19 protein-coding genes and 1 pseudogene are annotated in these 26,588 nt (G+C 71.0%); 7 read left to right on the top strand and 13 right to left on the bottom strand.

Going from position 1 to position 26,588, the window contains the following annotated elements:
* The first annotated feature begins 22 nt into the window (after positions 1-22).
* Positions 23-1,306, top strand: coding sequence for a serine hydrolase domain-containing protein (locus ACZ42A_RS24500; RefSeq protein WP_468529384.1), 1,284 nt, complete (start codon positions 23-25; stop codon positions 1,304-1,306).
* 379 nt (positions 1,307-1,685) lie between these two features.
* Positions 1,686-2,678 (top strand): serine/threonine-protein kinase, encoded by a 993-nt coding sequence (locus tag ACZ42A_RS24505; RefSeq protein ID WP_468529385.1) that lies wholly within the window; start codon positions 1,686-1,688, stop codon positions 2,676-2,678.
* A 61-nt stretch (positions 2,679-2,739) separates the two neighbouring features.
* On the opposite strand, the gene ACZ42A_RS24510 is transcribed toward ACZ42A_RS24505, so the two are convergent.
* The 5 genes from ACZ42A_RS24510 to ACZ42A_RS24530 all read right to left on the bottom strand — a co-directional run bounded on the left by ACZ42A_RS24510 (position 2,740) and on the right by ACZ42A_RS24530 (position 13,291).
* On the bottom strand, positions 2,740-2,982 hold the full coding sequence (locus ACZ42A_RS24510; RefSeq protein ID WP_468529386.1) for a response regulator transcription factor: 243 nt from the start codon (positions 2,980-2,982) through the stop codon (positions 2,740-2,742).
* 166 nt (positions 2,983-3,148) lie between these two features.
* Positions 3,149-5,578, bottom strand: a complete 2,430-nt coding sequence (locus ACZ42A_RS24515) for a SpoIIE family protein phosphatase (protein ID WP_468529387.1) — start codon at positions 5,576-5,578, stop codon at positions 3,149-3,151.
* Between the two features lie 114 nt (positions 5,579-5,692).
* Positions 5,693-6,388: a 4'-phosphopantetheinyl transferase family protein gene (locus ACZ42A_RS24520; RefSeq protein ID WP_468529388.1), complete on the bottom strand. Its 696-nt coding sequence runs from the start codon at positions 6,386-6,388 to the stop codon at positions 5,693-5,695.
* Between the two features lie 10 nt (positions 6,389-6,398).
* Positions 6,399-10,994, bottom strand: a complete 4,596-nt coding sequence (locus ACZ42A_RS24525; protein ID WP_468529389.1) for a type I polyketide synthase — start codon at positions 10,992-10,994, stop codon at positions 6,399-6,401.
* Positions 10,991-13,291, bottom strand: a complete 2,301-nt coding sequence (locus ACZ42A_RS24530) for an MMPL family transporter (protein ID WP_468529390.1) — start codon at positions 13,289-13,291, stop codon at positions 10,991-10,993. Before ACZ42A_RS24530 ends, ACZ42A_RS24525 begins: the two co-directional genes overlap by 4 nt.
* A gap of 373 nt (positions 13,292-13,664) precedes the next feature.
* On the opposite strand from ACZ42A_RS24530, the gene ACZ42A_RS24535 reads away from it, so the two are divergent.
* The gene (locus ACZ42A_RS24535; protein WP_468529391.1) at positions 13,665-14,084 is read left to right on the top strand and encodes a hypothetical protein; all 420 of its coding nucleotides are present in this window, start codon (positions 13,665-13,667) and stop codon (positions 14,082-14,084) included.
* Positions 14,085-14,190: 106 nt separating this feature from the next.
* On the opposite strand, the gene ACZ42A_RS24540 is transcribed toward ACZ42A_RS24535, so the two are convergent.
* A complete protein-coding gene (locus ACZ42A_RS24540; protein ID WP_468529392.1) occupies positions 14,191-14,961 on the bottom strand; it encodes a hypothetical protein in 771 nt (256 codons plus the stop codon).
* A 444-nt stretch (positions 14,962-15,405) separates the two neighbouring features.
* Here ACZ42A_RS24540 and ACZ42A_RS24545 point away from each other — a divergent pair, with 444 nt between their 5' ends.
* On the top strand, positions 15,406-15,825 hold the full coding sequence (locus tag ACZ42A_RS24545; RefSeq protein ID WP_468529393.1) for a hypothetical protein: 420 nt from the start codon (positions 15,406-15,408) through the stop codon (positions 15,823-15,825).
* Positions 15,826-15,947: 122 nt separating this feature from the next.
* On the opposite strand, the gene ACZ42A_RS24550 is transcribed toward ACZ42A_RS24545, so the two are convergent.
* The 3 genes from ACZ42A_RS24550 to ACZ42A_RS24560 all read right to left on the bottom strand — a co-directional run bounded on the left by ACZ42A_RS24550 (position 15,948) and on the right by ACZ42A_RS24560 (position 18,916).
* On the bottom strand, positions 15,948-17,768 hold the full coding sequence (locus ACZ42A_RS24550; RefSeq protein ID WP_468529394.1) for a DUF6777 domain-containing protein: 1,821 nt from the start codon (positions 17,766-17,768) through the stop codon (positions 15,948-15,950).
* A gap of 363 nt (positions 17,769-18,131) precedes the next feature.
* Complete coding sequence (locus ACZ42A_RS24555; protein WP_468529395.1) at positions 18,132-18,749, bottom strand: hypothetical protein; 618 nt, start codon at positions 18,747-18,749, stop codon at positions 18,132-18,134.
* Between the two features lie 14 nt (positions 18,750-18,763).
* A complete protein-coding gene (locus tag ACZ42A_RS24560) occupies positions 18,764-18,916 on the bottom strand; it encodes a hypothetical protein (RefSeq protein WP_468529396.1) in 153 nt (50 codons plus the stop codon).
* Between the two features lie 187 nt (positions 18,917-19,103).
* Here ACZ42A_RS24560 and ACZ42A_RS24565 point away from each other — a divergent pair, with 187 nt between their 5' ends.
* On the top strand, positions 19,104-21,164 hold the full coding sequence (locus ACZ42A_RS24565) for a flavin monoamine oxidase family protein (RefSeq protein WP_468529397.1): 2,061 nt from the start codon (positions 19,104-19,106) through the stop codon (positions 21,162-21,164).
* A 107-nt stretch (positions 21,165-21,271) separates the two neighbouring features.
* Here ACZ42A_RS24565 and ACZ42A_RS24570 read toward each other — a convergent pair whose 3' ends face one another.
* Positions 21,272-21,556, bottom strand: a complete 285-nt coding sequence (locus ACZ42A_RS24570) for a transposase (RefSeq protein WP_468529398.1) — start codon at positions 21,554-21,556, stop codon at positions 21,272-21,274.
* 58 nt (positions 21,557-21,614) lie between these two features.
* On the opposite strand from ACZ42A_RS24570, the gene ACZ42A_RS24575 reads away from it, so the two are divergent.
* Both ACZ42A_RS24575 and ACZ42A_RS24580 read left to right on the top strand, forming a co-directional pair.
* Positions 21,615-22,307 carry a hypothetical protein gene (locus tag ACZ42A_RS24575; RefSeq protein ID WP_468529399.1) on the top strand — a complete coding sequence of 231 codons (693 nt, stop codon included), beginning with the start codon at positions 21,615-21,617 and terminating at the stop codon, positions 22,305-22,307.
* A gap of 281 nt (positions 22,308-22,588) precedes the next feature.
* A complete protein-coding gene (locus ACZ42A_RS24580; protein ID WP_468529400.1) occupies positions 22,589-23,992 on the top strand; it encodes an FAD-binding oxidoreductase in 1,404 nt (467 codons plus the stop codon).
* Positions 23,993-24,259: 267 nt separating this feature from the next.
* Here ACZ42A_RS24580 and ACZ42A_RS24585 read toward each other — a convergent pair whose 3' ends face one another.
* The 3 genes and pseudogenes from ACZ42A_RS24585 to ACZ42A_RS24595 all read right to left on the bottom strand — a co-directional run.
* The gene (locus tag ACZ42A_RS24585; RefSeq protein WP_468529401.1) at positions 24,260-24,733 is read right to left on the bottom strand and encodes a hypothetical protein; all 474 of its coding nucleotides are present in this window, start codon (positions 24,731-24,733) and stop codon (positions 24,260-24,262) included.
* Between the two features lie 77 nt (positions 24,734-24,810).
* Positions 24,811-25,752, bottom strand: a complete 942-nt coding sequence (locus tag ACZ42A_RS24590) for a GNAT family N-acetyltransferase (RefSeq protein ID WP_468529402.1) — start codon at positions 25,750-25,752, stop codon at positions 24,811-24,813.
* A gap of 116 nt (positions 25,753-25,868) precedes the next feature.
* Positions 25,869-26,549 (bottom strand): annotated as a pseudogene (locus ACZ42A_RS24595) (polysaccharide deacetylase family protein); the annotation flags it as partial.
* Positions 26,550-26,588 lie beyond the last annotated feature (39 nt).

A 26,588-nucleotide genomic window follows, 5' to 3' on the forward strand; every position in this document is an offset into this window, starting at 1 on the left:
AAGAAGAGATCGAGGAATCATCGTGTCCCTGTTCCAGCACCGACGTCTGGCTGTGAGCGTCACCGTCATCGCAGCGCTCACCGGGGGACTCGCGCCGGTCGCGAGTGCGTCGGCCGCTCCCGTCGCGCCCCGTGACATCCACGCCACCGCAGGCACCGCCAACGCGTCGGCCGCTCCCGCTCCCGACATGGAGGGAGTCGTCACCGCGCTGAACGCGGCGATGGCCAAGGGCGCGCCGGGCGCCATGGCGCGCTACTCCGGGCCCGACGGGGTCCAGAGCCGTGCCGTCGGTGTCCGCGACAGAGTCTCGGGGGCGCCCATGGACATCCACGCGCGGTTCAGGATCGGCAGTGTCAGCAAGACGTTCTCGTCTGTCGTGCTGCTGCAGCTGGTGGACGAGGGCAAGCTGGAGCTGGACCGTTCGGTCAATCAGTACCTGCCCGGGCTGCTGCCCGACAACCGCATCACGGTCCGTCATCTGCTCACGCACCGCAGCGGCTTGGCCGACTACACGAACGCCATGTTCAACCAGACGGTGCCCGGCTTCGAAGCCGTGCGCAACCGGGTGTTCAGCTACCAGGAGCTCGTCGACCTGTCCCTCGCCGAGCCCCGGACCACCGAGCCCGGCGCCGCGTACAAGTACTCGAACACCAACTTCGTGGTGGTCGGCATGCTCATCGAGAAGCTGACGGGGCGTCCGGTCGCCGAGGCGTACCAGCAGCGCATCATCAAGCCGCTGGGGCTGCGCCACACCTCGTACGTGCACCCGGACACGCGTATCAGGGGCATGCACGTACGGGGCTACCTGCACCCCGACGAGGCGGGCGCGCCGCTCGTGGACTCCACCCAGCAGACCGTGTCCTGGGCCCAGTCCGCCGGGGCGTTCATCTCCAGCCCCGCCGACCTCAACACCTTCACCAGCGCGCTCATGCGCGGCCGGCTGCTGTCCCCGGCCATGCTGGAGGCCATGACGACGGTGACGCCGACGGATACGACCAACACCCGGTTCTACGGGCTCGGTCTGCGGCGTTACGACCTGTCCTGCGGTACGCAGGTGTACGGCCACACCGGCACGGTGCAGGGTTACTACACGTACGCCTTCTCGACCCGCGACGGAAGCCGCAGCCTCTCGGCGCTGGCGAACACCTCCAACCGCGGCGAGGTCAACACGGTGCTCGGCGGGACGCTGGAGGCGGCGTTCTGCGGGAAGAAGCCGACGGCCGCGCCGTCCGCCCGCGCCGCCACGCCGTCCGCGCGTGCCACCGTGTCGCTGCCCGCCGAGCGCGATCTGCCCGAACGGCACTGAGTTCGCGACCTCCTGAGGCCAAGGCACGAGCAGGCGCGGCCGAGGAATCTGTCGAGCAGGTTCCTCGGTGCGGTGGTGCGTACACCGGTGGTGGGGTGGGCCGACTGCGCTTCACCCACTCCCCCGCCGCGCCCCTGCGACCCGGCCCTGACGAGTCCGGCCGCGGTGCGCGACCGGATCGCCGCTCAGGGCTACGAGCAGTGCCTCCGCGACGCGTGAAGGGAGGGCTCGCGGTGGAGAGAGTGGATAGAATCGCGGGTAGGAAGAGCAGCCTGGCGCATAGGGTCGGCACCTTCCGCCCACGGGCACCGCCCGGTGTTCGATTCGTCGCCGGGTCGGCCCGGTGAGGGGGTGCCTGATCGGGATGGCACCGAATGACATGAGCGTGTACACGGGTCGGCCCTCCGGCCTGATCGGGACGCAGATCGCGAGTTACCGGATCGAGCGTGTGATCGGCCGCGGTGGCATGGCCGTCGTCTACCGTGCGAGGGACCTGCGCCTGGACCGTACGGTGGCGCTCAAGCTGATCGCCCCGGAGCGCGCCCGCGACGACACCTTCCGGCGCCGCTTCACGCACGAGTCACGGGTGGCCGCGGCGATCGACCACCCGCACATCGTGCCGATCTACGAAGCCGGTGAGACCAACGGCGTCCTCTACATCGCCATGCGATACGTCTCCGGTCAGGATCTGCGGGCCATGCTGGACCGCGAGGGTGCGCTCCCCGTCGCGACCGCCCTGCGCATCGCCGCCCAGGTGGCATCCGCACTCGACGCGGCCCACGAGCACGATCTGGTGCACCGGGATGTCAAGCCCGGCAACATCCTGGTGGCCGCGGGTACCGACAGCGACCACCCCGAACACGTCTATCTCACGGACTTCGGACTGACGAAGAAGGCGCAGTCGCTCACCGGGTTCACCACCGCCGGCGAGTTCGTCGGCACGGTCGACTACATGGCGCCGGAACAGATCTCAGGTCGGCCGGTGGACGGCAGGTGCGATCTCTACAGCCTCGCGTGTGTGGTCTACGAATGCCTCACCGGGGGGCCGCTCTTCCAGCGCGACGAGGACATCGCGCTGCTGTGGGCGCACCAGTACGACCAGCCGCCTCCGCTGACCGAGCGGCGCCCGGAGATCGCGCCCGCCGCCGACGAGGTCATGGCGAAGGCCCTGGCGAAGATCCCCGAGGACCGCTACGGCTCCTGCCTGGAATTCGTGTCCGCCCTCCGCGTCGCCACCCGGAGCGGCGCCGGCGAGCGCGCACCCTCTCGGGCGGCTCCCCGGCCTTCCGCCATCGTGCGGAGCCTCGGGCCGCCACCGGAGCCTCCGGCCTGGGCCCGGCCGGTTTTCCGCGGCCCGCACGGTGGTCCGTAGGCCGCTTCGGCTCCGGTGTCGCGGGGGGGTGCCAGATGTCACCGGACATGGTGGCCGGGCGTCACAGGCCCAGGGAGATGGCCAGCCGGGTCAGTTCCGCCGTGCTGTTGATGTTCAGCTTCGCCCGGATGCGGCGGAGGTAGGCGTCGACCGTGTGCTTGGAGAGCCCCATGTGGCGGGCCGTCTGCAGGTAGGTGCGTCCGGCGGCGATGTGCCGCAGGGTCTCCCGTTCGCGCGGGGCCAGCTCGGGTGCGGGGGCTTCGACGTGCGGGGTGACGTGCGGAGTGGTCAGGGTGAGGCTCATGGAAATCTCTCCGAGGGCCCGGCTCTGTCGTCCCTGCTCACGGCCTCGGAAGCGTGGGAGACATATGCCGGAATGTCGCAATTTGTCCTCTTGTTCAAAAGCCTGCCCTCGGGACTTCATGACGGCGTCCGCGGACTGTCACAGGCGTGTCACAGAGGCCCCGTCCTCAGTACGCGACGAGGGACTGCTCGGCCCAGATGGTCTTGCCGACGGGGGCGTGCCGGGTGCCCCAGCGCTGGGCGAGCTGGGCGACCAGCAGCAGCCCGCGCCCTCCCTCGTCGAAGGTCCGGGCCCGCCGCATGTGCGGGGCGGTACTGCTCGAGTCGGAGACTTCGCAGATCAGGGTGCTGTCCTCGTGGATCAGCCGCAGCTGGATGGGCGGCCGGCCGTAGCGGATGGCGTTGGTGACCAGTTCGCTGACCATCAGCTCGGTGACGAAGCCGGCGTCCTCGAGTCCCCAGGCCGCCAGCTGGTCGGTGCTGCGCCGACGGGCCTCGGAGACGACGGAAGGGTCGGACGGCAGGTCCCAGACGGCGACCCGGTCGGCGTGGAGGACCCTGGTGCGGGCGACGAGCAAGGCGACGTCGTCTTCGGGACGGTGGGTCAGCAGACCTGTCAGGACCCGGTCGCAGACGGTGTCCAGCGTGGAGAAGGGGCGGGAGAGAGCCGCGAACATCTCGTCCAGGGCCTCGTCGATGTCGTGGTCGCGGGCCTGCAGCAGACCGTCCGTGTACAGGGCGAGGATGCTGCCCTCCGGAAGTTCGGTCTCGAGGGTCTCGAAGGGCAGACCCCCCAGGCCCAGCGGCGGGCCGACCGGGGCGTCGAGGAGGTACACGGAGCCCTCGGGCGAGACCACGGCGGGCGGCGGATGGCCGGCCCGGGCGAGCGTGCAGCTGCGGGAGACCGGGTCGTAGACCACGTACAGGCAGGTGGTGCCGATGCCCCCGGCGGCCTCCCCCGCGTCTTCCATGCCGGCCTCGTCGGCGGACAGATGGATGATGAGGTCGTCGAGGTGGGTGAGCAGCTCGTCGGGCGGCAGGTCGACGTCGGCCAGGGTGCGTACGGCGGTGCGCAGCCGGCCCATGGTGGCGGCGGCCCGCATACCGTGGCCGACGACGTCACCCACCACCAGGGCCACCCGCGCTCCCGACAGCGGGATCACGTCGAACCAGTCGCCGCCCACGCCGGACTCGGTGCTGGCGGGCAGGTAGCGGGAGGCGATCTCGAGGGCCGTCTGAGCGGGGAGCGTCTGCGGGAGCAGGCTGCGCTGCAGGGTCATGGTGTTGGTGCGCTCCCGGCTGTGGCGGCGCGCGTTGTGAATGCTGACGGCCGCCCGGGTCGTGAGTTCCTCGGCCAGCCACAGGTCTTCCGGCTCGAAGGGCTCCCGGCGCTGGTGACGGCCGAAGATGGCCATACCGAGCGCGACACCGCCGGCACGCAGCGGCACCACCATCATCGAGTGGGTCCCGTACTGGCGGATCCAGGCGGCCTCGGGGTCCTGGTCCACCCATCGGGCGACGGCCGGGTCGTTCGGCCCGTACACAGCGCCACGGCCGGCCATCAGACACTCGGCGGGAGGGGACAGCGGCGGATGGACGGTCGTCCCTCCGGCCCCGACCGGGAACTCCGGGCTACCCTCCAGGACCGACCGCACGGCGGTACGGCGCACGGTGACCGGCCCCGGCGCCCCGGGAGGCGGCTCGTCACCGCGTGGCGCGGGGACGAGCAGGTCGACGGCCACGAAGTCGGCGAGCCGCGGGACGGCGACCTCGGAAAGTTCCTGCGCGGTGCGGGCGCTGTCCGGGGTGGTGCCGATGCGGGCGTCGGCATCGTTCAGCAGGGACGTCTGCCGCTGGGTCCGCTCGAGTCCGGTCCTGTCGTGCGCGGCCAGGCACACGCCGCGCACCCGGCCGTCCTGGTCCCGCAAGGGGGCCAGCGAGGTCGCCCACTCCTGCTCCGTGCTCGTACCCGTGGGACGGACGAAGGCCGCCACATGCTGCGGCTCGCCGGTCTCCAGCGCCAGGCGCATCCTCCGTTCCGTCTCGTCGCTCACGGGATCCGGCGCGATGTCCGGCAGCCGCAGCCCGCGCATCGCGGCCTCCGGGAGGGACAGCGCGCGCTCCATGCCGGCGTTCGCCCGCACCAGTCGCAGGTCCGCGTCGAAGACCGCCAGGAAGCAGGGGGACTGGGTGAACACCCATTCCCTCATCGGCTCGTCCCAGGGCGTACGCGGCCCGCCTGGCACGGGTGACACCACGAGCCACTTTCCGGCGCCGCCGGTGGACGTCCAGTGGTGCGCGAGCAGTCCCACGTCCAGCCGGTGGCCGTCCCGGTGCCGCAGCGGCACGGTGCCGCTCCACCGCTCCTGTCCGGGCGGGGCCGACCATGCCGTGTCGGTGACGGCACCGGCGAGCAGACGGGCGGCGGGCAGCCCGATGACCTCGGAGCTCACATAGCCGAGCAGTCGGCGGGCACCCTCGCTCCACCCGGTCACGATGCCCTGCTCGTTGATGGTGGCCGTGGCGGTGTCCGCCGGCTCACGGGAGGTGGTCGTCTCCTCCGGCCGCTCTCCAGGAGAGATGGGAAGTCGTTCCATCGCCGCTCATCTCGCCCTCTCTAGTTCCTTCGCCGCTGTCCCTGGGAACCGGCACGGCAAAGGACTCCACTACCAGCATGATCCGGCGGGCCCGGGAGCACCAACGCAGTGCTGTCACGAGGGCGTCCCGAGAGTGCGGCCGTCCGCCCGCGGGGGCGCGAGGACCAGGGCGAGGACCGCGTCTCCCGCCTGCCGCACCATCGCGCGGCGCCGTCCGCCGAGGACGGTCGGCCGAAGGCCGTGGATCAGGATGCGGCGCGGCGCGGAGCCGAAGAGGCCGCTTCTGTCGGCCTTGACCGCGGCTTCCTTCAGGGCCCAGGCGGCGGCCATGGCCTCGGGCCGGTCGGCACCGTATTCCGTGTCGACAAGGCGGCGTTCCCCGGGCGAGAGGATGTGGTCCGCGGCCCGGCGTACCGCGGCGGCCGCGTTGATCTCGCACAGGTCCACGCCGACCGGTTCCGGTGCGAGGGCCGCGGCGATGTGGCGGGCGGTGTGGCTGATGGAGACGTGCACGGCGGGCACCGCGCTGCCGCCGACCACGACGTGCGGGCTGCCGTCGGCACGCGGGAGGATCTCCACGTCGCTCGCCGGCGCGGCGCCGGCCTCGCCGACCAGGCGCTTGGCGAGCAGCCGGCCGGCCGTCCACTCGGCCCGCCGCCAGGCCGGCAGCGCGTGGAGCACGTGCTGCTCGGCCGGGGACAGCGGCGGTTTCGGTGCCTGGTGGAGGTCGGCGCGCCGGACCACGATGACTCCGGCTCCGCCCCATCGGTGGACCTGGCCCGGCGCGATCGCCTCGAAGGTTGTGTGCATGGCGGCGGGGTCAGGCGGCGGAGGCCAGGTCCGGGTGCCGCAACTCGTGCGCGAGCGCGGTCACCGTGCGACGGATCTGGTCGGGCGAGTGGTCGCGGGTGATGAAGAAGCGCAACCGGGCCAGTTCCTCGGGTACGGCCGGATAGAGGATGGGGTTGACGCTGATGCCCTGCTGGAAGAGGGCCTCCGCGAGGCGCAGTGTCCGCGACGAGTCCCCGACGATGCACGGGACGATCGGTGTGTCGTGGCTGTCCCCGGTGTCGACGCCGGCCTGCCGCGCGAGGCCGGCGAAAAGCGCGGAGTTGGCGGAGAGCCGCGCCACGCGCTGCGGCTCCGCACGCAGCAGCCGCACGGCGGTCAGGGACGCGGCGGTGTCGGCCGGGGTCATGCCGGCGCTGTAGACGAAGCCCGGAACGGTGTACCGGAGGTACTCGACGACCGAGCGGGTCGCGGCGACATAGCCACCGCAGCTCGCCAGTGCCTTGGACAGCGTGCCCGACCACAGGTCGACGGCCGAGGAGTCGATGCCGAAGTACTCGCCGATGCCGCGTCCCGTCGCGCCGATCGCGCCGATGCTGTGCGCCTCGTCGATCATCAGCAGCGCGCCGTGCCGGCGCTTGACCTCGACGAGGGCGGGCAGATCGGCGATGTCGCCGTCCATGCTGTACACGCCCTCGATGACGACGAGCACGCGCCGGTACTGGTGGCGGACCTGGGTGAGCAGGGCGTCGAGAGCGGCCGCGTCGTTGTGCGGGAAGGGCCGCCGGGTCGCGCCGGAGAGCTTGCACCCCTGCAGGATGCTGTCGTGGGCGAGGGAGTCGTGGACGACGAGGTCCCCCGGTCCCACCAGGTGCCCGATCACGGTGACGTTGGTGGCATGGCCGTTGGCCAGAGTGATCGCGGCCTCGCAGCCGAGCAGATCGGCGACTTCGGCCTCGAGCTCCACGTGGAGCCCCCGGCTGCCGGACAGCAGCCGGCTGGCGGACACCGATGTGCCGTAGCGGTCGATCGCCTCCTGGGCGGCCCGGGTCACCTCGGGGTGCGTCGCCATGCCCAGGTAGTTGTAGCTGGAGAAGGAGAGCAGTTCCCGGCCGTCGACGACGGTCGTGTCCGCCATGCCGCGGTCGTGGACGACGAAGTACGGATTGCGCAGCCCCATCCGCGCGAGCGTGCCGATGCGCTCGCTGTGGGCGGTGACTTCCGGGAAGCACTCGATCCGCGTCTGCTCTTCCGGTGGCGAGGCGGCCGGTGCGGGTGGGGCCGGGCGCGGGTCGGCGGGCGTGGGGGCCGCGTGCAGGCGGGTCGGCGGCGACGGTTCGGCATCGTCGTCGGCGGCGCGGCGTCCGGCGACGGCTGCCGGTACGGCGTCCGCGGAGTCACGCGCGATCATCGCGGCGATGCTCCCGATGGTCGGCCGGTCGGCGGCCGTTTCGTCGAACGTCCACCGTGGCCACTGCCGTTTGAGGGAGGTGAACAGGTCGGTCAGCATCAACGAGTCGAAGCCGAGGTCGTCGATCAGCAGCTGGTCGTCGCGCAGATGGCTCACCGGGAACGCGCTGATCCGGGCCACGTGGGCGAGCACGGTGCCGGTGACCTCGTCGATGTCTCCGGTCGGTGAAGGCTCCTCGTCGGCTGGTGCCCGCGAGGCGGAGTCGGCGGGGGCAGCGGGGTGCTGCGCGGGGAGCGCCTCGGTGAGGCGGGCGAGCAGCGTCGTCTGCTGCCGCACCAGCCGGAGCATTTCGTTCAGCGGGTCGTTCACGGGGGTCTCCTCGTGTGCTGCGGGCTGCGGCGGGAGGGAGGCGGTGGAGGTGTTCTCGGTCGTGGGGCGCCGGGCCGAGACCCAGTAGGACCGGGTGTCGAGCCTGGCCACCGGAAGGTCCAGCAGACGGCGGTCTTCCTTGGGAACCAGGGCCCGCGGGTCGACCGGGGCGCCCAGGACGGCGAGCCGGGCGAGGGCCCGGACGAAGCCACGTCCGCTGTCGGGCGCCGACCCGTCGGCGGAGACGAGGTGTACGTCGTCGTGGCCGGTGAGACTGCGGCGGACCGAGGTGAGGAGCGAGCCGCCCCCGGTCACCTGGAGGAAGACGCGGGCGCCCGCGTCGTAGGCCGTGCGGACCGCGTCGTCGAAGTGGACCGGCGCGGAGGCGTGCCGGGCCCACAGCTCGCGCAGCAGGTCGGGGTGGGTGCAGACCTGCGCGTTCACGGACGAGACGAAGGGCAGGACGGGGCTGCCGATGGGGCGGTCGGCGAGGTCCGCGCGCATGGTCTTCTCGGCGGAGGCGAGCCGCGGCGAGTGGAAGGCGTTCGACACCTCGAGCGCCACGGTGACGATCCCCGCCTCGGCGCAGGCGTGCCGCATGGCGGCCAGGCCCTGCGGCGTGCCGCTGACCACGACCTGCCGCGGCCCGTTGAAGCAGGCCGGCCAGACGTCGTCGATGCCGTCGAGGAGCCGGCGGCAGGTCTCCTTGTCGCTCTGCACGGCCATCATGCCGCCCCGCGGGCCGGTCTCGGCCCGCCGGAGGGCCGCGCCCCGGTGGGCCAGCAGCCGGATGGTGTCCTCGTCGGTGAGGGCTCCGGCAGCGGCGGCCGCGGCGAACTCTCCGACGCTGTGGCCGAGGGTGAGGTCGGGGGTGATGCCGCAGTCGGCGAGGAGGCGGGTGACGGCGATCTGGACGGTGCCGAGCAGTGGCTGGCACACCTCGGTGGCGGCGAGCCGCTGCCGGAGCGCCTCATCGTCGCCAAGTGCGCTCGCGGCCTTGCCGTACAGCAGGTCGGCGGGGTCGACGCCGCTGTCCCGGTGGGCCACGGCACCGAGGGCGTCGACGGCCGCCCGGTAGCCGGTGAACCTGTCGTGGAGGTCCCGCAGCATGCCCGGTCGCTGACTGCCCTGACCGGGGAAGAGGAAGGCGATGCGGCGCTGGGCGTCCGGCAGAGGGGCGTCGGCGGCGTACGCCCCGTCGCCGAGGTCGCCCCGGGCGCCGTCGGCGAGCTGCCGGCGGGCCCGGCGCAGCCGCTGGGTGAACTCGTCCGTGCCGGCGGCCACGATCGCGAGCCGGGCCGTCAGCGGCTCACGCGCGCCGAGAGTGTGGGCCAGTGCCGCGATCGGCATGCCGGGCGCGCGGTCCACCGTGTCGAGTACGTCGCCGATGTGCCGGTCCAGCAGCTCGGGGTTGCCGGCCGAGAGCAGGACGAGGTGAGGTTCGGTACGTTCAGAGCCGCGCCCGGCGGCTGGGGCGGGCCGCTCCTCCAGCACGACATGGACGTTCGTGCCGCCGAAACCGAACGAGCTGACGGCGGCACGCCGCGGGGTGCCCGCGCTCGGCCATGGCCGGGCGGTGTGGGCGAAGCGCAGGCCCGCCGCGGAGATGTCCAGGTCCGGGCGGGGTGTGGTCTCCGGCTGCGGCACGATCGTGCGGTGGTGGACGACCAGGGCCGTCTTGATCAGTGCCGCGATGCCCGCCGCGGACAGGGAGTGCCCGATGAGCGCCTTGCCGGAGGCGAGGTAGCACAGAGCGGGGTCCTCGTCGGGGTAGTCGGTGCGCAGTCGGCGCAGCGCCTCGACCTCGGCGCGGTCGCCGGCGGCGGTGCCGGTCCCGTGGGCCTCGAGGAAACCCACGGCGGAGGGCGGAACTCCGGCGTCGGCGTAAGCCCGGCGCATGGCGCGCAGTTGGCCTTCGGGGGTGGGGACCAGGGGTCCGGGGGACGCGCCGTCGTTGGCCGAGCCGATGCCCTTGATCACGGCGTAGACGCGGTCACCGTCGGCGAGCGCGTCGGGCAGCGGCCGTATGACGACGGCACCCGCACCCTCGCCGAGGACGAAGCCGTCGGCCCGCTCGTCGAAGGGGCGGCACACCCCGGTGGCCGACAGCGCGCGGAGCTTGGAGAAGCCGATCAGGCTGTCCGGGGTGAGGTTGAGGTACACGCCGCCGACGATGGCGATCCGGCAGGTGCCCTGGCGCAGATGGGCGATCGCCTGGTCGAGGGCGACGAGTGAGCCGGAGCAGGCGGCGTCGACGGCGAAGCTGGGGCCGCCGAGGCCGAACTGCCGACTGACGGTGCCGGCCGCCATGTTGAGCAGGCTCCCGGGCAGGGTGAAGGTCTGGATGGCGCCGAGCCGCCCTGCTTCTTCCCTGACGGCGTCGAGTCCGCCGGGGTGGTCCGGGGCCCGCCGCGCCTCGTCGGCCAGGGCGAGGGCCCGGACGGGGGCCGTCATGAGGTCCTTGTAGTCGGACACCGACAGTCCGAAGAAGACCCCGGTGTTCTCCCGGTCGAAGTCGCCGCGGCCCAGCCCCGCGTCGTCGAGTGCCTCGCGGGTGATGTCGAGCATCAGCCGGTGCTGCGGGTCCATGGCACGGGCGCGAGCGGGCGGTATCCCGTAGTGCAGGGCGTCGAAGCGGTCCACGTCGTCCAGGAAGGCGACCTGGTCGGTGTACGCGGCGTTGTGGGCCGACCGGTTTCCGGGTGCGTGGAAGGTCTCGTGGTTCCACCGCTCCCCCGGCACGGCGGCGAACTGCCGTTCACCGCTCATCAGGAGCTTCCAGTACGAGCGGATGTCGGGGGCGCCGGGAAAGCGGCAGCCGAGTCCGACGATGGCGATGTCGGTCATGACGGGTCTTCCTTGTCGAAGTCGACGGGCCCTGGGCAGACGGCGACCGGGGCGGTGGGGACGGGGGCGACGGGGACGGGACGTGCGGGCTGGTGGTCAGGGCCGCGTGGGGGCGGGGGTATGGAAGGTGGTGGTGCGGGCGGAGGGTGGGCGGGCCGGCGCGGCGTCCTGCGTCCGAGCGGCCGCGGCGCCCACCAGTTCAGGCCGCCCGCCAGGCGCATGAGGGCCGGTACGAGGACGCCCCGCACGAGCGTGGCGTCGAGCAGAACGCCGAGACCCGCGCCGATCCCGAAGAACTGCAGGAGGGAGACCTGCGAGGTGCCGAAGCTGAGGAGGGTGAACGCGAGCAGGGCGCCGGCGGTCGTGACGATGCCGCCCGTGCGGGCGATGCCCGTGACGATCGAGCGGGCGTTGTCCTGCCCGGCGTCGTGCGCCTCCTTGATGCGCGCGAGGACGAACACCTCGTAGTCCACCGAGAGCCCGAAGACGATGCAGAACAGCAGGACCGGCATGGTCGTACTGAGGGGTCCGGGCGTGAAGCCGAGCAGGTCGTGCAGATGGCCCAGTTGGAAGATCCACACCATCGCTCCGAGGACCGCCGCGAGGCTCAGCGCGTTGAGCGCGATCGCCTTCAGTGGCAGGAGAAGGCTGCGGGTGAAGCCGAACAGCAGCAGGAACGTGGTGAGGGTGATCAGGGAGAGAGCGAGCGGAATCCGGTCCTTCACCGTGTCCTTGGCGTCGACCAGTACCGCGCTCGGTCCGCCGACGAGGACGTCGGTACCCGCCGGAGCGGGGGTCGCGCGGATCTCGTGCACGAGCTGCTGAGCGGCCCGGGACTGGGGGTCGACCAGGGGCACCACGGAGAGCCGGACCGGGCCGTCGCCGGCGGGCCTGGCCACGGACCCGGCAGAGGCGGGGACCGCCGCCCGCTCGCCGTGCCGGAAGGTGCCGTCGGGGCCCACGACCTGGGCGACGTCCGGGAGCGCGGACAGCCGGCGGGCGTAGTCCTGCTGCGCCGACGGGGATGCCGTACCCGTGGTGACGACCGTGAGCGCGCCGGAGCCCTTGGCGTCGAACTCGCCGCGCACCAGGTCTCCGGTCTGGCGGGCGGCCGCGCTCACCGGCAGTGCACGGTCGTCGGGGGTGGCGAAACCGGCCTGCGTGAACGGTCCGGCGAGCACCACGAGCAGGCCGATCACCGGCAGCGCCGCGATCAGCGGGCGGCGTACGACGACCCGCGCCAGCCCCTCCCAGAAGCGTGACCGTGAGCCGGTGTGGACTCGACGGCGCCAGGGCACCGACCACGCGTTCACGCGCTGTCCGAGCAGCGCGAGCAGAGCCGGCAGTACGGTCACGGCGCTCACCGCCGCGATCGCCACCACGGCGATGCCCGCGTAGGCGAAGGAGCGCAGGAAGTACGGCGGGAACACCAGCAGCGTCGCCAGCGCGGCGGAGACGGTCGCGGCGCTGAAGGCGATCGTGTGGCCCGCGGTGCGTACGGTGCGCAGGGCGGCGTCGCGCGGGATGTGTCCGCCGGCGAGTTCCTCACGGAACCGCGAGACGACCAGCAGGCCGTAGTCGATGCCCAGCCCCAGGCCGAGTGCCGTGGTGAGGTTCAGCGCGAACACGGACACATCGGTGACGCTGCCGAGAACGTTCAGGACCAGCAGCGTCCCGGCGACGGCCAGCACCCCGATCAGCAGGGGCAGAGCCGCGGCCACCACGCTCCCGAACACCAGGACCAGCAGGATCAGTGTGCCGGGCAGGACGACGGCCTCGGCCCGCTTCAGGTCGGACTCCGAGAGGTCCTGGAGCTCGGCGTCGACGAGCGCCGTCCCTCCCACATGGACTGTCAGGGGCGACTGGGCCGCGGTCGGCGTGGTCAGCTCCTCGCTCAGCCGCTCGGCCCGCGCTCCGAGCTGTTCGCCCTCGCCGTCCACGTGCGCGACCAGCATGGCCGCCCGGCCGTCCCGGCTGCGCAGCTCCGCCGCGCCGTCGGTCCAGTACGAGGTCACGGCGCTGACATGCGGCTGGGCGGCGAGGCGTCTGGTCAGGTCCTCGCCCGCGCTGCGGACGGCCGGGTCGTCGACGGAACCGCTGCGGGCCTGGGCGACGACGACCAGGTTGGCGGACGCTCCCGAGTGCTCGGCCGCCACGGCCGCGGCACGGCTGGACTCGGAGCGGGGATCGTCGTATCCCTGCGTCTTCAGCCGGCCTGTCGCTTCCGCGCCGAACACAACGGACAGCACGAGGAACGCGAGCGCGGCGAGGAGGACGAGTCGGGGACGACGGGTCACGAATCCCCCTGCACGACGAGGCATAGAGGCCTCCGATCCGGATGGCGTTTCGGTCCTGCTCTTGTGCAGGACGGTCGATTGCCACCGTGCGCAGGTGGATGGATCAGGCCGTAGTCCCGGCAATTCGTTACTTGACAAGGGCCGATGTATCGGCTCGGAAGGCCTCACTCCGGCGCGGCGACAGCTTTTACCAAGATCGGTTCTCTGCGTCAAGCCACGTATTCGAGTGGCGTGACCCACGTTGCCCGGCAGGGTTTATTGGAAGCACGCCCTCACCGGGAACCCCCGGAGAACACGAGGCGGAGAAATTGCCCCGAGGACATTCCACGGGGTGGTTCAAAAAATCACTCAGACACTGAATTGGAGAATTCCCATGATCGAGCGTATCTGGACCCGTCGCATGGTTCTGGCCGGAGCTTCCGTGGCGCTGGTGGGTGGCGGTATCGCACTGCCGGCGACCGCCATGGCCGCCCCCGCCCCGACGCAGGCCGTCGCCCTCACTCCGGCCGACAGCGCCGACGGCATCGGCACCGGCGGTGACGCCAATGCCGAGAATACGACCGTCGGCGGTGAGGCCACCGGCGGTGCTGCCAACAGCGGTGTCGGCAGCTGCAAGGGCAAGTGCGAGATCAAGACCGGTAACGCCACCGGCGGGAACGCCAGTGCCGACGCCATCAACCAGGGTGATGCCACCGCCGTGGGCGGTGACGGTACCGGCACGGGCGGCAAGGTGACCAAGCAGGAGATCAAGGACCAGGTCAAGAAGGATCTGAAGGCGAAGCTCGGCAAGTGAGAGGGCTGGCTGACAGCCCCGACACAGCAGACGCCGGAGAGGCCCATGGCCTCTCCGGCGTCTGTGCTGTGCTCCTGACGCTCACCGCGTCCTGCTGAGGCCTTTCTCAGGCCTGGCCGCCCGTGGCTGTCGCGTCACCGGTCACGGCGGTCGCGTCACCCTGGTTGATGGCGTCGGCGGAGGCATCGCCGCTTGTCGCGTTGCCCGTGGTGCACCGGCCGATGCAGGTGCCGATGCCGGTGTCGGCGGAGCCGGAGGTGGCTTCGCCGCCGACGGTGTTGTTCTCGGCGTTGGCATCGCCGCTGATGGCGGTGGCGTCGCCGCCGGAACCGCCGTCCTTGCCCTCGCCCTTGTCGTCTTCGGCCGTCGCGCTCTGCCCGACCAGCGTCACGGGCCCGAAGCTGGAGGACCTCAGCACGTCCTCGGTCCGGACCGTGTTGACACTGCCGTCGCACAGACCGGCGCAGCCGTTGAAGGCACCGTCCCCGACAGCGGTGTTGGTGCTGAGGCCGCAGAGGCCCGTGCACTCGCTGAACGCGCCGCCTCCGACAGCGGTGTTCACGCTGCCGCCACACAGGCCCTCGCACACGCCGGAGGCACGGTTGCCCACGGCGGTGTTGGTGCTGTTCTCACAGAGGCCCAGGCAGTCGGCCGAGACGCCGTGACCCACGGCGGTGTTGGTGCTGCCGGAGCAGATGCCGAGACATCCGCCTGAGTGGTGGGCCGTATGGAGGTAACTGCTGTGGGCGAGGGTGGTGATGCCGTACTGAGGCACTGCCGGTGCGGCCATCGCGGTCGCAGGGAGGGCCATGCCGCCGGCCAGTGCCACGGAAGCCGTGGCCAGCACGATACGACGGGCCCAGGAACGCTTGTTCATCGGAATTCTCCGGGATTCGTGTGCGAAGTCTTCGCCCGCGCCGAGCGGGTGGGCGCCGAGGCAGTCGGTCGGATACGTCCGGTTGAGTGCCGGCGCCGGTGGATCCCCTGAGGGCTGATGCGAGGTTGACATTAACGTGCGGATCATGCCGCGAGCCGGATCTTGTGAAGTGCGGCGTGTTCTCCCCCCGGCCTGCCACCCCATACGGCCGAAGGCCGCGCCGTATGTCACACGCCCTGAGCCGGTCGGCGGCGACTTTTATCAAGATCGGCTCTCTGCGTCAAGCCACGTATTCGAGTGGCGTGACGCACGTTCTCCCACAGGGTTTATTGGAAGTACCTCCTCACCGGGGAATCCCGGAGAACGCGAGGCGGAGAAATTACCCCGAGGACATTCCGCGGGGTGGTTCAAAAAATCATTCAGACACTGAATTGGAGAATTCCCATGATCGAGCGTATCTGGACCCGTCGCATGGTTCTGGCCGGAGCTTCCGTGGCGCTGGTGGGTGGCGGTATCGCACTGCCGGCGACCGCCATGGCCGCCCCCGCCCCGACGCAGGCCGTCGCCCTCACTCCGGCCGACAGCGCCGACGGCATCGGCACCGGCGGCGGCGCCAATGCCGAGAATACGACCGTCGGCGGGACCGCCACCGGCGGTGCTGCCAACTCCGGCGTCGGCGAGTGCAAGGGCAAGTGCACCATCACCACCGGTAACGCCACCGGCGGGAGCGCCAGCGCCGACGCCATCAACCAGGGTGACGCCACCGCCGTGGGCGGTGACGGTACCGGCAAGGGTGGCACGGTCGACAAGAAGGAGATCAAGGAGCAGTTCAAGAAGGATCTTAAGGCGAAGCTCGGCAAGTGAGGGGCGGGTTGACAGCCCCGACACAGCAGACGCCGGAGAGGCTCACAGCCTCTCCGGCGTCTCTTTGTGCTGTGCGGGGTCGTCCGCGCCGACCGCTCCTTCGCCCTGCCCCAGATCGCATATCAAGCGGGGCCCGCGGGGCCCTCCGCCGGGTTGGGGTCGCCGGGGTTGGGCTCGACCGGGTCGGGTTCGACCGGGTTCGGCTCTCCCGGGTTGGGGTTCTCGTTGGGCGCGGGGACGTCATTGTTCGGCGCGGGCGCGGGTTCGTCAGGGTTGAGGTTCGGGGCGGGGTCGCCGTTCTCGTTGGGCTTCGGTGCCGGGTCGGCGGGGTTCGGGTTCGGGTTGGGGTTCGGGTTGGGGTTCGGGTTGGGGTTCGGGTTGGGGTCAGCCGGGTCTGTGTCGGGTGTGGTGTCCTCAGGGTTCAGGTTCGGTGCGGGATCGTCGCCGGTGTCGGGCTTCGGTGCGGGGTCGTTTGGGTTGAGGTTGGGGTTGTCGTCGACGTCGGAGTCGTCTTCGGTGTTGGGCTGCGGTGCGGGGTCGTTGGGGTTGACGTTGGGATCGCCGTCGTTGGTGCCCGGGTCGCCGTCAGGGTCGATGGGGTCGGCAGGGTCCGGCTCGCCACCGTCACCCGGCTCGCCCTCATCCTGGCCATCGCCCGGCTTGACGTCCTCGCCGTCGCCCTTGCCGTCCTCGCCGTCCGTCCCGTCCTCGCCGTCGCCCTTGCCGTCCTCACCGTCCTCGCCGTCGCCCTTGCCGTCCTCACCGTCCTTGCCGTCGCCCTTGCCGTCCTTCCCGTCCTTGCCGTCGCCCTTGCCATCCGTCCCGTCCTTGCCGTCGCCCTTGCCGTCCTCGCCGTCCTTCCCGTCCTTGCCGTCGCCCTTGCCATCCGTCCCGTCCTTGCCGTCGCCCTTGCCGTCCTCACCTTCCTTGCCGTCGCCCTTGCCATCGCCCGGCTTGCCTTCGTCCTTGCCGTCCTTGCCGTCCTTCCCGTCCTTCCCGTCCTTGCCGTCCTTCCCGTCCTTGCCGTCCTTCCCGTCCCCCTTGCCATCGCCCGGCTTGCCTTCGTCCTTGCCGTCACCCGGCTTGCCGTCGTCCGGCTTCCCATCGCCAGGCTTGCCGTCATCCGGCTTGTGGTCCCGCGAGCCGGTGTCGGGCTTGGGTTCCTGCGGCTCGTTCGCAGGCGGCAGTGGCCAGTGCTTCTCCGGCGGAGTGGTCTTCTTGTCGCTGTCGCCATGGTCACCCGAGGGGCGGCGGACCCAGTCCCGGTCCTCCTGGTCGAAGATCACGAATTCCTTGACCTCAGTGGTCGAGCGGTTGACGACGACCACGTTCTGCGGCTGGTATCCGGACCAGGCGTCCCCCTTCTGCTTGGGCGTGCCCTTCTGGGCGACCGCCCCGGTGAGCGGGTTGCCACAGGCGCAGCGCACCTGCGGCTCTCCGTGGCCGTCGACGAGGACGGCCGTACCGGCCTGGAGCACGGCCTGGTAGCTGGTGGGGGCGCCGTCGCGGTATCCGTGGTTGGTGATCCGGGTGTCGGACCGCAGCTGTACGGGCGTCAGCGACTGCAGATGGTCGGCGACCGCGGACTCCTTGATGCCCAGAACCGAGGCGAAGGCCTTGTTCCTGGCCTGGTCGGCGCTCAGATAACGGATCTGCTTCTCCACGTCGCAGCTGGCGGTGTTCTGGGTCCCGCCGTAGAGGCCGGGTTCCGACCCCGCCACGCTGCGGAGGGCGTTGCTCTCGGTGGGAGGTTCGCTGGGCGCGGCGGCCGGCATCGACGAGGTCGTGTTCGCGGTCGACGGGGTGAACGGGTCCGGCCCGCTCGAGTCTGTGGGCTGCAGGATGACCTCGCTGGCCTGGGCCGGTCCGCCGCCCGGGCGGATGAGGGCGATGGCCAGGACGACACCGACGACCAGGATGATGATCCCGGTGATCCGCGGCACGGAGCGCCACCAGGGGCCGTGCCCTCCTCCGCCAGGTCGCTGCTTCGGGCCGCCCGGCCCGCCCGGACCACCTGGTCCGCGCGGCCTGCCGCCGCTGGGTGGCGGGGGCGGCGGAGGTCCGCCCGGTCCGGTCGGAGTGCGCCCGGCGAGAGGGCCGGACGGAGGCCCGGTGGGACGCTCTGACAACGGTTCGGAACTCACGGCTTCCCCTCCCGCCGGGCGTAGGGATCGCGTACTAGGAAGCCTCACGACAGCTTCATGGCACTTTGTCTGGGTTTCACCCCTTTAGACCATTGTGCGCTTCTGATCCGGCCAACACATTTCGCCCACCCGGAGGCGCACGCGCACCGGGTCAGCGCCGGGTCAGTGGTGTTCCCCCGGCCAGTCCACGATCTCCGTCGGCGCCGGGGTGTCCCGGGCGGCCGGTCGCGTCGGCGGCGGGGTCTCGCCGGCGGGATGTGCCGGCGGCGTCGACGGGGCCTTCTCGGCGGACGGGTCGGACGTGACGGCGTAGGTTCCGATCCGTGCGCCGTCGCAGTACACCCAGCGCTCCTGCTCGGCGTCGTACAGCCACGCCGTCTCCCCGTCGATCACCAATCCGGCCCGCAGCCCGTATGTCCGCCGCCGGAAGGCTTCGCCGTCCGTCTTTCCCGCCGCTATGTCACCCACGGCCAGCGCGTAGCGGTCGAGCAAGTCCTTCACCCGGGCCAGCAGCGGGCGCGGGTCGGCCGTACGGTCGGGCGGTGCTCCGGCCATGGGCGGGGTCTGCGGCACGGCGACCAGCAGCCGGCCGTCGACCCAGGCCGACCAGCCGTTGTGGCACACGATGCGACCCCAGTCACCGCGCCGTTCGACCAGCTGGACGGGGAGAAGCGGGTCGAGCGGCACGGTCGGCCGGGACACGTCCGGAGCCTCCCAGGCGTCCAGTCCGTCGCTCGGTACGACATGGGTCGGCAGGAAGCCGACGTCGGAGGTGGCCATGTCTTCCGCTTCCGTTACTTCCGCATGATCGCGGACTCGTGACGCCACGAGGGGTCGCGTCCGATGTGACGCACCCGGCCCGGGGCCACGACCAGGGCGTCCCCCTCGGTCCCGAGCACGAGTTCCGGCGGGGGCGGCGTTGCAGACCGCTCTGCCGCGTCTGGCATGTCTGGAATTTTAGCTTTGTGCACTTTCCGCCGCCCGATGGCGACAGCGGGCTGCCGCCGGCCAGGTCAAGAGCCCGCAAGAGCCGTCAAGAGAAGGCGCCGCGTTCACACCGGTCGAGGGGTTTACGGTCCTCGTCCGTGTGAAGGCACTTCCTGGGCCTGGGGCGTACGCCAACAGTGGTCCGCGATGAGCACACAGGACATCAGCACCTCAGACGTCAGCACGCCGGCCACGAAGAACGCGCACGCATCGAGCGAAGAGCAACTCCACGTCGATGCTTCACACACCTTTCTCCCCTCGCCCCCATCGGACCGCGCACGGCCCTCGCGGCGTTCCGTGGTCACGGTCGCCGGTGCCTCCGCGATCGCCGCCGGGCTCACCGCCGCCTCCGCCGCACCCGCGACCGCGCTGAGCCCGGCCACCGCCCCCTCGACAGTGCCGGCCGCGGTGCCACCCGGCGTCGGCAGCCAGGCGCTCACCACGGTCGCCCGCGCCATCACCGTCTACGACGAGCACGACACATCGCTCGTCCCGACCTATGTGAAGGCGATCGAGAACGGCCTGCCCCCGAGCCGGGGGAAGGCGACGAAGCGGGTCCTGATCGTCGGCGCCGGACCGGCGGGTCTGCTCGCCGCCGACCTGCTCAACCGCGCGGGTCACGATGTCGTCGTGATCGAGGCCAACGGCAACCGCGTCGGCGGCCGCATCAAGACCTTCCGCAAGGGCGGCCACGAGAACGGGACGCAGCCCTTCGCCGACCCCAAGCAGTACGCCGAAGCCGGGGCCATGCGGCTGCCCGACAGCCATCCGCTCCTCATGACGCTGCTCGAGAAGTTCGACCTGCCGCGCCAGGAGTTCCTCCTGGTGGACGTGGAAGTCGAGAACCCGACGAAGCGGGCCAACCGCACCTGGATCCACGTCAACGGCGTGCACGTGCGCCGGGCCGACTACGAGAAGAACCCCGAGAAGGTCAACGACACCTTCGGCGTCACGGGCCCCAACCGCACGAAGACCGCCTCCGCCATCCTCGCGGAGGCCCTCGAACCCGCCCACCGACTCATCCGGGGCAAGGAGGGAACGGCCCTCGTCAACGGTTGGGTCGAGGTCCTCCAGAGGTACGGCCACTGGTCCATGTACCGGTACCTCACCGAAGTCGCCAAGCTCGACACCCGGACCATCGACCTGGTCGGCACGATCCAGAACCTGACCTCACGGCTGCACCTCTCGTTCCTGCACAGCTTCCTGTCCAGCGCGCTGATCGACCCCAAGACCAAGTTCTGGGAGATCAAGGGCGGCACCGCGGCGCTCGTCGACGCGCTGTACGCGCCCGTGAAGGGCAAGGTACGGCTCGACCGGCGCGCCGTACGCGTCGATCACGGCGGCGGCAAGGTGAGAGTGCACACCGTCTCCGAGGACTGCCAGACCGGCCACGGGGGTGTCACGGAAGTCTTCGAGGGCGACGAGGCGATCATCACCGTTCCCTTCTCCGGCCTGCGCCATGTGGCCTTCGATCCCCCGCTGAGCTACGGCAAGCGCCGGGCCATCACGGAGCTGCACTACGATGCCGCGACCAAGGTGCTGCTGGAGTTCTCCCGCCGCTGGTGGGAGTTCACCGAGGAGCAGTGGAAGGAAGCGCTGAACTCCATCGAGGACGGCCTCTACCACAGGTACGAGGCGGGCAAGGTCGACGACGGCACGTATCTCGGCGCGCACCGGTCCGTGAAGGACCTTGGGGTCACGATCTCCGACGAATACAAGAAGTGCTTCGCGGCCTTCCGCCCCGCCATGAGCAGCGAGCCCGAAGCCGCTCACGTCCGCGGCGGTGGCTCCGTGAGCGACAACGCCAACCGCTTCATGTACTTCGAGCACGCCCACCCCATGGAGGGCAGCGAGGGAGGCGTCATGCTCGCCTCCTACAGCTGGTCCGACGACGCCCTCAAGTGGGACGCGTACGCCGACGAGGAGCGCTATCTGCGCGCGCTCGCCGGAGTCCAGGCCGTCTTCGGCCGGCGCTGCGAGGTCTTCTTCACCACCAAGTGCCGGACCCAGTCGTGGATGCGCGACCACTACGCCTACGGTGAGGCGTCCGTGCTCTTCCCCGGCCAGCACGCGGAGCTGTTCCCCGACATCCCCACCTCGGAAGGTCCGCTCCATTTCGCGGGCGACCACACCTCCATCAAGCCCGCCTGGATCGAAGGCGCCCTCGAGTCCGCCGTCCGGACGGCGCTGAAGGTCCACACGGGCTGACCCAGACAGTGGAGCCCAGTGCCGCCCTTCCACCGCACTGGGCTCCCCGAACACCCTCGGCCGACGACGCTGCCGGCGCCGACAGGGGCTAGGTAGCGTCTTGGCGATCACATGTGGAGCCGGATGCGGGTGCTGGCCAGGGTGACGACGGCGAGATAGCGGCCGGGCTGCTTCTGATAGCGGGCAGCGATGCCTCGCCACTGCTTGAGACGGTGGAAGCAGCGTTCGACGACGTTGCGGCGCCGGTAGAAGGCCCTGTCGAAGCCGCGGGGTCGTTCGCGGCGCCGTCGTCGGCCCGCGAGCTGGTCGACACGCTCGGGAATGGTCGCCGTGATTCCCCGTCTGCGTAGGTAGGCGCGGAAGGTGCGGGCCGAGTAGCCCTTGTCGGCCACCACCCGATCCGATAACACCCCGCGCCACACTGGCTCATAGAGGCCATAGCCTCCGCCTGTGACCAACAGCCGCAGCCGGATCGAGAATCCCCGCCCCCACGAGCTACCTCACTATCAAGCGCTTCTGAACGGTACAGATTGGGCGTCCCTCGCCACCGCGCGCGGGACAGGCGAATCCCTGCCGACAACGCTGGCACGCATCCTCAGCCCCGACCCCGTCGTCAGGGCGGCCGCCACCGACAACGCGCTCAGGGAAGTGACCCACCAGAACACCATCTACGAAGCCACCGTGCCCGTAGCGCTCTACGCCGCCGCCATCCTCAACCACCCGGCCATCGCGGCAGACGACTTCGGCCACGATGCCGGCAGCCACCGCCCCACCCTCGTGAGACTGCTCAAGTGGCTCAGCGACACCGCGTACGACGCCGACGACGAGTGCGCCGCCATCGGCGAACGCCACTTTGGCAAGGCGTTCCTCGACGAGTACGGGGAGATGCGCGAGTTCCGAGACCTGCGCCCGGCGATCTTCTCCGCTGTTCATCCCCTTCTCAGCCACGACAACGCGGACGTACGCGACGCGGCCCTGGTCGCGGCGATCCCCCTCGCAGAGCATCCCGTCCTCACCGCGCACCGGGTCGAGCTGGTCGGCCACGCCCGTCGTCTGCTGGCCACCAGCACCGACCGCTACAACCGAGACCGCGGACGACATCGCAGCCCGCGAGCGTTACGCCCGTCTCAAGGCGGAACGTGATTCCTGGTGGGCGGCCGACGGGACAGGCGGCTACTCCGAAGACCCACCGTTCTGACTCAGGGGCACGCAGCACCCCCAGGCATGCGCTGATCACCCAGCGTGGCCACACCAACAAGCTGAGCCAGAACACGAGAACGGACAGCACGTGCTCGCCGTTTTGGGAAGCAAGCGGCGACGAGGTGCGATCGAGCCGGACCTTGCCGCAAATGCAGGGGCGTCCGCTCCGGCATAGCGTGGAACGAGGACCAGCTCTCATCGCGCACCCGGGAGAGGTGAGGCCCATGCCGAGCGAGCAGACAGAGGCACGCGAACGGGCCCTGGCCGAACGGCTCCGGTCCTCGCTGCGGGGCGAGGTGATCGACCGCCGTCACCCCGGTTACGACGAGGCGCGGGCCGTATGGAACGGGCTGATCGACCGCCGGCCCGCGGTGATCGCCCGGTGCGCCGGGACGGCCGACGTCGTCGAGGCTGTGGAGGCCGCACGCGAGCACCGGCCGGTCGTGAGCATCCGCGGCGGCGGGCACCAGGTCGCGGGGAGCGGTGTGTGCGACGACGGCCTGGTGATCGACTTGTCGGACATGAAGGGCGTGCACGTCGACCCCTCGGCCCGCACCGCGCGCGCCCAGGCGGGCGTGACCTGGGGCGAACTGGACCGTGAGACCCAGCTGCACGGGCTGGTCACGCCTGGCGGGGAGATTTCGGCGACCGGGATCGCGGGTCTCACGCTCGGCGGCGGCTTCGGGTTCGTGATGCGGACGTTCGGGCTGAGCTGCGACAGCGTCCGCTCGCTGGAGATCGTCACCGCGGACGGCATGGTGCGCACGGCGAGCCGTGAGGAGGAGCCCGACATGTTCTGGGCGGCGCGCGGCGGGGGCCGGGGCCTGGGCGTCGTCACGTCCTTCGAGTTTGGCCTTCATGTGCTCGGTCCGGAGGTGACCGGGGTGCTGGTTCTCCACCCCTACGAGCGCGCCGAGGAAGTGCTGCGGGCCTGGCGGGACGCTGCGTACACCGCTCCGGAGACGGTCACGCCGGAGCTCCTGCTCTGGAGCGTCCCCGCCGACCCCAACATCCCGCAGGAACTGCACCGATCGAATTGCGTGATGGTCGGCGCCGTGTACGGCGGCCCGCCGGGTGACGGCGCCACCGCCGCGCTGGCGCCGCAGCGCGAACTGGGTCCGCCCCTCATGGACCTGAGCGGAACCGTGCCGTACGTCGCGCTGCAGAGCGCGAATACCTGGCGGTTTCCCGACGGCGAACGCTACTTCATGAAGTCGCACTTCATGGAGGAACTGACGGACGAGGCCATCCGGACTCTGGTGGACTGGGACTCCCGGCGGCCGACTCCGGAGAGCCTGATCGTCATCCGCACCCTGGGCGGCGCTGTGGCGCGCGTGGGCCCCGATGACAGCGCGTTCGCGCACCGGTCCGCGCGCTACAACGTGAGCATCGACGCGGGCTGGCGTGACCCCGCCCTGGACGAGGCCGCGATCGGGTGGGCGCGCTCGGCATGGGACGCGATGAAGCCGTTCTCGAGCGGCGGGACGTACGTCAACTTCGCCGGGCTCGGCGAGGACGCGAGCGAGCTGCGGGGCGCGGTCTTCGGCTCGCACGAGGAGCGGCTCCAGCGCACCCGCGCCACGTACGACCCGGAGGGCCTGTTCGCACCAGCCGCGCGCAGGCCGTAACCCGGCAGAGGAAGACCCGGGCCGCGTCCATGCACTGGCACGATGCATAGACCGCCTACGGTTCGCCGATCCGGGTCCTCACCTGCTCGAGCGCCTCCGGCTCGGGCCTTCTACCGGCGCCGCAACGTCGTCGAACGCTGCTTCCACCATCTCAGGCAGTGGCGAGGCATCGCTACCCGCTATCAGAAGCAGCCCGGCCGCTACCTCGCCGCCATCACCCTGGCCAGCACCCGCATCCGGCTCCACATGTGATCACCAAGACGCTACCTAGCGCAAGTGGTGCTGCGCCCAATCGGAGACGCCGCTCAGCCGGGCGGCAGCACGGGCGGGGTCGCCCGTTGCCGTAGGTTGGTCCACCTCGAAGTCATGGCCGGTCAGGCCGCTCTCTTCCTCGACGATGCGAGCGATGCGGTAGGCCAGTTCCATCACCGCCGACGCCGCCGTCCCCGAGTGGCGGTAGGCGACCTCGATGTTGGCTGTGTCCCCACAGTAGTCAAGCTGCACGCGTCCCGGCGGACCGACCGTCTCCAGGGTCAGGCTGTAGAGGTACTCCTCGGACTCGACGGGTCCGGTCTCCCGCGACACCCGGTCCAGGATGCGTTCCCACTCGGCCCGCTGTGCGTCGGTGAGTCGGAGCCGGGGCAGGTCGGCATCGGGATCGAAGCCGGCGTTGAGGCGGTCGAGCGTCTCGTGAAGCGTCAGGCCCGGCTGAACCCGCACGAGCGTTATGTCATAGGTCACCAGGTGAATCTACGAAACTTCCCGCTCCGCGGCGACGACGTTGCCGACGCGGTGCCGGGCCATGAATGGATCGCGGATCACGACGTGGGCGACGAGTAGATCACGCGAACCTGCGCGGTCCGGTAACCGGCGCGGGTGAAGGCCGCCGCCATGGGCGCGTTGCCCGTGTCCGTCGTAGCGGTGATCAACTCGGCGCCCGACCGCGCGTGCACGCGGGTGATCTCCGCCAGCAGGTCGTCGACATAACCGTGGCCGCGGAACTCGGGGACGACGCCCAGGTAGCCGACGTTACGGTGGTAGGGGGTCGCCGAGGGGACGGCCAGCCCCGCGACCTTCCCGTCAAGCGTGCGGGCCAGGCGCCACCACGCGCGCTCGCCGGGGCAGCCGAGGTAGAAGTCCATTTCCTCCCGCGCGGTGGCCTCGGCGCCCATCGCGGCGAGCTTTCTGCGGGTCTCGTGGTCCAGACTGCCCACCGCGACCTGCCGGAAGACCCGCAGAAACTCCTCGTCGGTGCCTTCGGTGAAGACCAGACGGCCACTGGCGGCCGGGACGCCGGCCTCGGGCGTCCACTCCAGGCGCCACCGCTCCACCTCGTCGGTGAGCCCGGCGGCCAGTGCGGCGTCGCGCCGCCAGGCCAGGGCGGCCACGGCGGCCGCGTCGTCGCGCCAGCCGACGGGCAGCGTCAGGTTGTAGAGCGGCGGAGCGGGTGCACCCTGCGCGGCAAAGGTCTTCTGACCCGCCTTCAGCAGCTCGGCCCCGACCGCCGCACGGTCGGTGACCCGGGTGTCCACCTGCAGGCAGTCCAGGGCGACGGGATGCTCATCGGCCGGGCGGCCCCACCACAGGGCACGTGCCACCACCTGGTCGCCTTCCTCGGCGATCCAGGTCCACTCCGGCCGGTACATGCCCTGGTGCAGCTCATCGAGGTAGCGCTCGGCGGGGATCGAGCCGACGGCGTCGTCGACCGGTATGGCTGCCACCCGGCCGGCTTCCGCTTCGGTGATGGAACGAAAGATCATGCAGCGACAGTACGTCGACTGTGGTGCGCCCGCCCCCGTTTATCAGCCAGGTCACAGGCCGGTCCACATCTCCGGTCCAGGCCTCAAGTGGGGGGCGGGCGACGGATCCGCTGTCAGGGGGCCACCGCGCGGCCGGTCTGCGGGGAGATCCTGCCGGTGCACAGGCCCTTGCTCGCCAGTGTCTGCGCGATGCGCGGGATCGCGGCGAGCGTGTTCGCGGACCACTCGTGCATGAGGATGGTCTGCCCGTTGGTCAGCCGGGCGGCCGCCTGCACGATGGCGTCGGTGCCGGCGCCGTTCCAGTCCTGGGAGTCGACGTCCCAAAGCACCTGGGTCAGGCCGTACTTGGCCGCGACCGTCCGTACCGTGGTGTTGGTCTCACCGTAAGGCGGACGGAACAGGTTCGGCGTGCCGCCGCCCGCTGCCGCGATGGCCTGCTGGGTCCGGGAGATCTCGGAGTCGATCTGCCACTGGCTCAGCTGGGTCAGGTGCGGGTGGGTGTAGCTGTGGTTGCCGACCCACATGCCGGCGTTGACCTGGGCCCGGACCTGGGCGGGGTAGGCGGCGGCGTACTGGCCCTGGTTGAACATCGTGGCTCGCAACCCGTGCTGCCTGAGCGCGTTGAGCAGGGCCGGGGTGTGGGTGTTGGACGGGCCGTCGTCGAAGGTGAGCCCGACGTACCCGGTGCAGGCGGCCGCGTGCGCCGGGGTGGCGTCCACGGCGGACGTGACCGTGCTCGCCACGGCCGTCGCGGCGACGGCCAGTCCCATGGCCAGGGAGCGGGGTGCGGTGCGCATGCGGGTCGGTCCTCTCCGAGGGGTTTCGGCTGTCGGCGT

This window comes from Streptomyces sp. NPDC030838 (assembly GCF_055572035.1).

Excerpts from the sequence above, each read along its gene's own strand:
- ACZ42A_RS24505 (WP_468529385.1), top strand. The coding sequence starts at position 1,686 with ATGAGCGTGTACACGGGTCGGCCCTCCGGCCTGATCGGGACGCAGATC.
- ACZ42A_RS24510 (WP_468529386.1), bottom strand. The coding sequence starts at position 2,982 with ATGAGCCTCACCCTGACCACTCCGCACGTCACCCCGCACGTCGAAGCC.
- ACZ42A_RS24515 (WP_468529387.1), bottom strand. The coding sequence starts at position 5,578 with ATGGAACGACTTCCCATCTCTCCTGGAGAGCGGCCGGAGGAGACGACC.
- ACZ42A_RS24520 (WP_468529388.1), bottom strand. The coding sequence starts at position 6,388 with ATGCACACAACCTTCGAGGCGATCGCGCCGGGCCAGGTCCACCGATGG.
- ACZ42A_RS24525 (WP_468529389.1), bottom strand. The coding sequence starts at position 10,994 with ATGACCGACATCGCCATCGTCGGACTCGGCTGCCGCTTTCCCGGCGCC.
- ACZ42A_RS24535 (WP_468529391.1), top strand. The coding sequence starts at position 13,665 with ATGATCGAGCGTATCTGGACCCGTCGCATGGTTCTGGCCGGAGCTTCC.
- ACZ42A_RS24540 (WP_468529392.1), bottom strand. The coding sequence starts at position 14,961 with ATGAACAAGCGTTCCTGGGCCCGTCGTATCGTGCTGGCCACGGCTTCC.
- ACZ42A_RS24545 (WP_468529393.1), top strand. The coding sequence starts at position 15,406 with ATGATCGAGCGTATCTGGACCCGTCGCATGGTTCTGGCCGGAGCTTCC.
- ACZ42A_RS24555 (WP_468529395.1), bottom strand. The coding sequence starts at position 18,749 with ATGGCCACCTCCGACGTCGGCTTCCTGCCGACCCATGTCGTACCGAGC.
- ACZ42A_RS24560 (WP_468529396.1), bottom strand. The coding sequence starts at position 18,916 with ATGCCAGACGCGGCAGAGCGGTCTGCAACGCCGCCCCCGCCGGAACTC.
- ACZ42A_RS24565 (WP_468529397.1), top strand. The coding sequence starts at position 19,104 with ATGAGCACACAGGACATCAGCACCTCAGACGTCAGCACGCCGGCCACG.
- ACZ42A_RS24580 (WP_468529400.1), top strand. The coding sequence starts at position 22,589 with ATGCCGAGCGAGCAGACAGAGGCACGCGAACGGGCCCTGGCCGAACGG.
- ACZ42A_RS24590 (WP_468529402.1), bottom strand. The coding sequence starts at position 25,752 with ATGATCTTTCGTTCCATCACCGAAGCGGAAGCCGGCCGGGTGGCAGCC.